The organism is Anaerosporobacter sp. (genome assembly GCF_031551385.1).
GTDB lineage: Bacteria > Bacillota > Clostridia > Lachnospirales > Lachnospiraceae > Anaerosporobacter.
This window is the reverse complement of sequence record NZ_JAVBNS010000119.1, coordinates 1-6,112: the sequence shown is the minus strand read 5'-3', so window position 1 is coordinate 6,112 and position 6,112 is coordinate 1. Positions and strand designations below refer to the sequence as shown.

Here is a 6,112-nt window from a genome sequence, read left to right as displayed (position 1 = left end):
AAGCAAGAAAATTGCTTCGTTCGACTTGCATGTGTTAAGCACGCCGCCAGCGTTCATCCTGAGCCAGGATCAAACTCTCAAATTTAGTTTTGATCTTTCGTTCAGAATCAACTAACCAAACTGGCTATTTGTTTCCGTTTTCAAAGTAAGTTTCCTTACTTTGTACTGTGTACTAAAAGTACATATATTTTTTTGAAAATCTTTTTGTATCACTTTGTGATACGTTTAGAATTTTCAGGGTTGTTTCACTGTTTAGTTTTCAATGTTCATATTGTTACTTTATTTGCGTCATTGCTTTGTTAAGCAACCACTTCAAACAACTTTCTTATTTTATCACAGTCAAAATTGTTTGTCAATAACTTTTTTTCAAGATTATTTTCTTTCAATTAAGTTCTTTTGTTTCCCAAAAAGCTTAATCAGTTTAACATACTGCAAATTGTTTGTCAAGAAGAAAATATTCATCTTGTTGTCAGTTATTTAAGTTGCATCGCTTAGCGACGAACTTTATTCTATCATTTACGCAAACATTTGTCAACAATTAAATTGCAATTTTTTTATAGAAATTTGATTTTCTATATAATACAGCATTTTTCCCTTCACTCAAGAGCAATATTAGCATAACATAGGCATAAATCTACCCTTTCTACTTAATATTCCCATAATATAAATTTAATATTCCTATTATTATCGATTTTATTTCAAGTATCCATTACAGAAAGACCTTGCTACCTTTCAATCAAGTTCTCAAGTATCGCACCAGCAATCGCTTCCATATCTTTATTATACTTCTCTCCCATCTCATCTAATAGATTGATTACATATGATCTTGTTGGTGTTTCACTCATTTCTATTAGCAGTAAAAGCCACCCTGCTTCTCTAAGAAGCTTTCCCAGCTCCTCTTTAAAATACTCACAGCAATTCTCTAACGTTGGATTTATTAGATGAAATGGAGGTACTTCGTTAAAATAACTCTCCTGATACGCATTAAAGAAGTCTTCAATTTGCTCCTCAATAGAATCGAATTGAATAAAGTCTTCTTGTATCTTTAATGTATTTAACGTAATCTCCCATGTATGTGGATGCCTTTCACCTAGATTTCCATCTATATATATCGCATGGCTTGCATTCACATAAAATTTGAATTTATATTGATGGTATCTCTCTAACACCTTAGCTACCCCTTTTCACTTTCTTCTATTGAACGTATTGAACATTTGCGTATCTTCTCTAGCTCTATTAGCGGTTCTTCCATCACTTTTGTAATTGTTCGGCTCTTAACAGTCACTTTAATTCCGTTCTCATTCGCAATGCTTCTTGCTCTTTCTTCTATTGCAATATGAGATTGCATTACAACTTCTATCTCTGTTCTTATTATGAATAATACAAACTCTCCCTTTCCTATTTCAAGCAACTCATATCTATGTGTAAGCTCAACATATAACTTCTCTTCTATTTCCTTCATTTTATTTTTCGTAAAATACAAGTCTCCCATATCAAATTGTATATGTATCATACTGACTGGAAGATATCTACTCTCATTTGCCTTTTCTAATAGTAATTTCATCAAATTCGTATCATATTGAAACTCTTGCTCGTTTACTGCTACTGTTTCCTTTTCAAAAGCATTTCGCCTCAACTCTTGATTTACTTCTTCTATCTTGCAATTTAGATTAACTACTTCTTTCTTATAGTTCTTTATCTCCTTAGACATCTTCATTGCCTTCCATACAAAATATATTCCAAGCAAACCAAGCAATAGCAGCACTACAACAACTTCCATCAACAATACCGTCTTCGAATGACTGTATCCCCAATCCATAAGAAGTAGCGATTTCTCTACAACTAATCCAATCGTGACTGTTTCATTATTAACCATAAATGAGCACTGCGTTGTCATTATAGAAGCCTCTTGCAATTGTTCCATAAACTTCTCTAACAAAATCGTGCTGCTATCCTCTATCAAATTATGATTTTTATAGTAGATAACAGTATCCCCATTTGCTACATATATCCAAGCCACATCATCAATGAAATTTTCTTTATCCATATATACTATGAGCTTATCCCTATTGTCACCGTTTATCACATCACTTTGCATACTAAGCATAGCATTCTCTGCAAGCAATTCATTCTTGATTTGAAGTTCTTGGTTGTATAGTTTGAAGAACTGCTCCTCTTGCTTTTTAAACTGTATTATGTATAGGAAAACAATAACAATACTAATAAGAACTACAAGGCAAACAGCCCCATTATATTTGTTTATTCTAAATCTTCTCTTCTGTTTCAAAATTTTCCCCTTTCTTTTAAACGCCTCCTCTGCAATTCCTTACCTACTTATTCACATTGTTTCTAATCTTATCTAACGCATGAGCCACTTTCAAAAAATCACCTTTTACCATCTTCACAAAATGTTTTCTCTCTTCTGTTAGATTACTTGTTCGCCACACTTGTACTCCCTTAATCGCATTAATGATTCCAGCAAAGCGAAACCAAAACACCATAGAATTGTACATAGGAAGTAAAAATATCACATACCATTTCCGAACATAGTAATGCCTAAGCTCCTTATCTTTGTTCAAAAATAATGTTATGCAGATATAGAATAGGAATGTAGTTATTACATTAAAACAATAAATCAAAATCACAGACGCAATTACTAATTGTAACGGATAATTCATAAAAACCAGATACAGCAATGCAAAATACCATATCATACGTGGCAATGCAAATGTATGATCGTATAGAAGAAGTTTTGTTATAACATTAAAATGTTTCTTCTGTTTCGTTTTCTTTTTCCCAGTCTCAAACATATGTGCAACTTCGAGTTCTCCTCGCTGCCACCGTTGTCTTTGTGTATAGAGTTTATTCGCATCTTCAATTGGATCAACAAAGAAATAGGCATCTGCACATAAGCTAACTTTTTGCTCTAACCACTCCCTAACTTGAAATGTAATTTGTGTGTCTTCGCAAACCGTATCTGTATTATATAGCCTTGTCTTTAATATCGTTGACTTCTTAAAAGCAGAGAATGCACCCGATAACGTATATATACTATTGAATTCCGCTTCAAAATTCCTTCCCGCAAGAAACGCTTGTGCATACTCACAAAACTCTACCCTTCGTAACATTTTTAGCAAGAATGGTTTTGTATCTTCTATTAAGTTAGGGTCTGTAAGAATCGTTCCTGTTACACAATGAACCTCTTCATTCCTTTCAAAATACGTCACAATATTACGCAAGGCTTGTGGATGAAGTGCTCCATCACTATCTATATGAATTATGTATTTTCCCGTGCTGTTAAATAATGCAAGGTTTAGAGCCCTTGATTTTCCTTGTCTTGATGTTAACCAATTCATATTCAACTCAGGAAAATCCAATTGACACTTACTAAATTCCTCAAAACTCGAATCATTTCCTCCATTATTCACAACCATAACATAGACCCGTCGTTTGTCATAATCGGAATTATATACTGACTGAATGCAATTTCGTAACGTATTCGCTGAATTATAAACAGGTATAATAATCGTTATCTCTGGTAAATGTATTAACTTTTCTTGCTTCTTCTCTGTCCGTCTCTTTTTCATCTGCTTTTTAGCTAGTATAATTATATTAAAGATTGCTGGAATCACTTCTAGCAGAATTGGTATAATAACCCATGCCATATAGAAAACGATTGTACTAATCACATAATCACTCATTATCATAACCAAAACTACCTACCTTCTGTCTTATAATTTGCGCTTTTGTAAATACTACATAGTAAAGTAACATCGATAATCCATAGAATATTAGCCTTCCAACTATTGTGTGTGCAAGATAATACGCTCTATTTCCAAATATAGCAACTATCACACCAATCACTACTAATCGAAGAACATTGGCAAAGAATAGATAAAATCCTCCTGATATGCCTACTAATATTTTCTCAACAGGAGTATATACTGCAAAAAACACAAGTAATGAAAAGAATGCTGCCATTTCAATGATTCCAGCACATTCGTAGTCTACAATCAAAGAAATAGCACCATTCGTATTCTTAATAAATAGTATCGCATACTCCGGATACCCTTCAAACATTTGCAATCCCTTTCCTATACTACCAGAAACCATAGTGACTGCTTTTGTTAGGGGTATCGTAAGTATAGGCTGAATATAAACCATAGAAAACACAAACATTCCCACACTTCCTATCATAAAATACCAGAAGTTCAATTTTCCACGTCGTAATACTGACAATATATATAGCCAGATTAAGAAACTTGCTAATTTCAACCAATCCATACTATTCACAACTTCTTTCTTCTTATCATTATCTTATGCATTTAGACTTTCCTCTTTTATAGGTTATAATACCATTTATTGCAATCACTACCATAATAGCTACTCCTACTACCGCTCCCGAAGATGTACCTGCAATTGTAATTGCATCTCTTCCAATATTAGGATTATATACTTTAAGTACTCGCATAGCTTCCACTGGTATATCTGTAATCTTAGAAACTACATTTAAGTCAATTGCAAATTCCACTTCATCTCCAATTAAATGATCTGCATCGTAGATTGTCAGTGCTGCTTCTCCCATATAATACTTAGGATATTCATTATAGAAAACCCCAAGTCTATCCGTGGTTCCAACTGGTAACTTATACATATCCGTACCCCAATCTATATTTTCATCTGCTGTACTCTTTTGAATTGTCAAACCAATGCTTGTGCTATTGTTTATTGTAAGTTCAATATACGAAATTACCATTGGGCTACTATAAGCATCGTTCATCTCAAAGTGTCCATATAGAATATCTTCTTCCAGATATAATGCACCTTGATGTACTTGATTTGGATCAGGTGAGTACCATGAAATATCAGTATGCGGAATATGTCTCCAATCCGAATATACACCATCAATTTGAATAGATTGATTCGCTGTTGCATAGATAGGAACTGCAATTGCAAATGTTAATAGTAACACGCTACAAATTATTGATACGCTTTTCTTCATAAATACCACTCCATATTTTGACCACTTTCATAGATACTTTTGCTTCATCTCTAATATCCGTTTAAGTTGTCTTGAACTATTTTGTATATGAGCAGAGCAATGAATAATACGATCAGATATCGAATAGATTCGTAATGGATTTTCACAAATTTCGAGCTGAATTAGATCCAAATTCACATGTTGTAATTTTTCTTTCACCTCTTCATAAAAATACTCTCCCATAGCTTCTATTGTAGGTATTTCTCTCACAAAACAGGACAAATCGTTTAATTTCTCACCAGTAAACCTACTAAAATATTCTTCCAAAAACTCTTCCACTTTCGAAAACAATTCAATGTTATCATTGCCATAGGTTTCGATGTATAACACTACAGTGAATGTGTGGGGATGCATGTCTTCCTTCAGTTTCGTCATAGAGTGCTGTGCACTAAAGTAATATTTGAATTTATAATAATGCAACTGCTTTCCTACTAAACCCATACTATCCTCCACACTAATTTCTAATCACTATATTTTAAAACATATTTTTTCTTCTTATCTTTTCTTCTAGTTCGTAAATAATTGTGTCCAGTACACTACGTTATTACTGTCGATATAGCAACCAACACCTAATTTGTTATAATTCTTTGACATGATGTTTGCACGATGTCCTGAAGAATTCATCCACGCATTCACAACATCTGCTGGTGTTCTTTGACCATACGCAATATTTTCACCTGCTGCCTGATATGATATTCCCATCTCTTTTAATATACTTGAGAATGAAGAACCATTTGGTCTTGTGTGTGAAAAACTTTGCTTCGTTTCTATTGCTCTTGTGTATGCTGCCTGTTCTAATATAGACGTCGTTGTTAACTCACTTAAGCCTTCCTTCGCTCTTTCGATATTGACAAGACGTAATACTTCTTTTGTATATGCTGCATTGCTTGATGTAGCTGTGCTCGAATTATCTTGGTTTTGACTCTCATCTTGGTTGTTATCTTGGTTTTGATTTGAGTTATTATTTTGATTTTCATTCGAGTTCTGGTTATCATCTTGATTATTGTTTTGATCTTGGTTGTTATTTTGATTCTCGTTCTGGTTTTGATTCTCGTTACTATCTTGGTTATT

At 33.4% G+C, this 6,112-nt stretch carries 7 protein-coding genes and 1 rRNA gene; all 8 read right to left on the bottom strand.

Annotated elements, in window-relative coordinates:
• A 16S ribosomal RNA gene (locus RMR19_RS10570) occupies nt 1-85 on the bottom strand; the annotation flags it as partial.
• 640 nt (nt 86-725) lie between these two features.
• Nucleotides 726-1,169 carry a 6-carboxytetrahydropterin synthase gene (locus RMR19_RS10565; protein ID WP_310603455.1) on the bottom strand — a complete coding sequence of 148 codons (444 nt, stop codon included), beginning with the start codon at nt 1,167-1,169 and terminating at the stop codon, nt 726-728.
• A 5-nt stretch (nt 1,170-1,174) separates the two neighbouring features.
• The gene (locus tag RMR19_RS10560) at nt 1,175-2,287 is read right to left on the bottom strand and encodes a hypothetical protein (RefSeq protein WP_310603454.1); all 1,113 of its coding nucleotides are present in this window, start codon (nt 2,285-2,287) and stop codon (nt 1,175-1,177) included.
• Between the two features lie 43 nt (nt 2,288-2,330).
• Nucleotides 2,331-3,707: a TIGR03111 family XrtG-associated glycosyltransferase gene (locus RMR19_RS10555; RefSeq protein WP_310603456.1), complete on the bottom strand. Its 1,377-nt coding sequence runs from the start codon at nt 3,705-3,707 to the stop codon at nt 2,331-2,333.
• The gene (gene xrtG / locus RMR19_RS10550; protein ID WP_310603453.1) at nt 3,694-4,284 is read right to left on the bottom strand and encodes an exosortase family protein XrtG; all 591 of its coding nucleotides are present in this window, start codon (nt 4,282-4,284) and stop codon (nt 3,694-3,696) included. The genes RMR19_RS10555 and xrtG overlap by 14 nt, the downstream gene beginning before the upstream one ends.
• 28 nt (nt 4,285-4,312) lie before the next feature.
• Complete coding sequence (locus tag RMR19_RS10545) at nt 4,313-5,002, bottom strand: Firmicu-CTERM sorting domain-containing protein (RefSeq protein WP_310603452.1); 690 nt, start codon at nt 5,000-5,002, stop codon at nt 4,313-4,315.
• A gap of 27 nt (nt 5,003-5,029) precedes the next feature.
• Complete coding sequence (locus RMR19_RS10540; RefSeq protein ID WP_310603451.1) at nt 5,030-5,482, bottom strand: 6-carboxytetrahydropterin synthase; 453 nt, start codon at nt 5,480-5,482, stop codon at nt 5,030-5,032.
• 66 nt (nt 5,483-5,548) lie between these two features.
• A partial coding sequence (locus tag RMR19_RS10535) for a CAP domain-containing protein (protein WP_310603450.1) occupies nt 5,549-6,112 on the bottom strand: 564 nt, incomplete at its 5' end.

What these genes read in the sequence shown, in the direction of transcription:
- RMR19_RS10555 (WP_310603456.1), bottom strand. Translation starts at nt 3,707, where the DNA reads ATGATAATGAGTGATTATGTGATTAGTACAATCGTTTTCTATATGGCA.
- xrtG (WP_310603453.1), bottom strand. Translation starts at nt 4,284, where the DNA reads ATGGATTGGTTGAAATTAGCAAGTTTCTTAATCTGGCTATATATATTG.
- RMR19_RS10545 (WP_310603452.1), bottom strand. Translation starts at nt 5,002, where the DNA reads ATGAAGAAAAGCGTATCAATAATTTGTAGCGTGTTACTATTAACATTT.
- RMR19_RS10540 (WP_310603451.1), bottom strand. Translation starts at nt 5,482, where the DNA reads ATGGGTTTAGTAGGAAAGCAGTTGCATTATTATAAATTCAAATATTAC.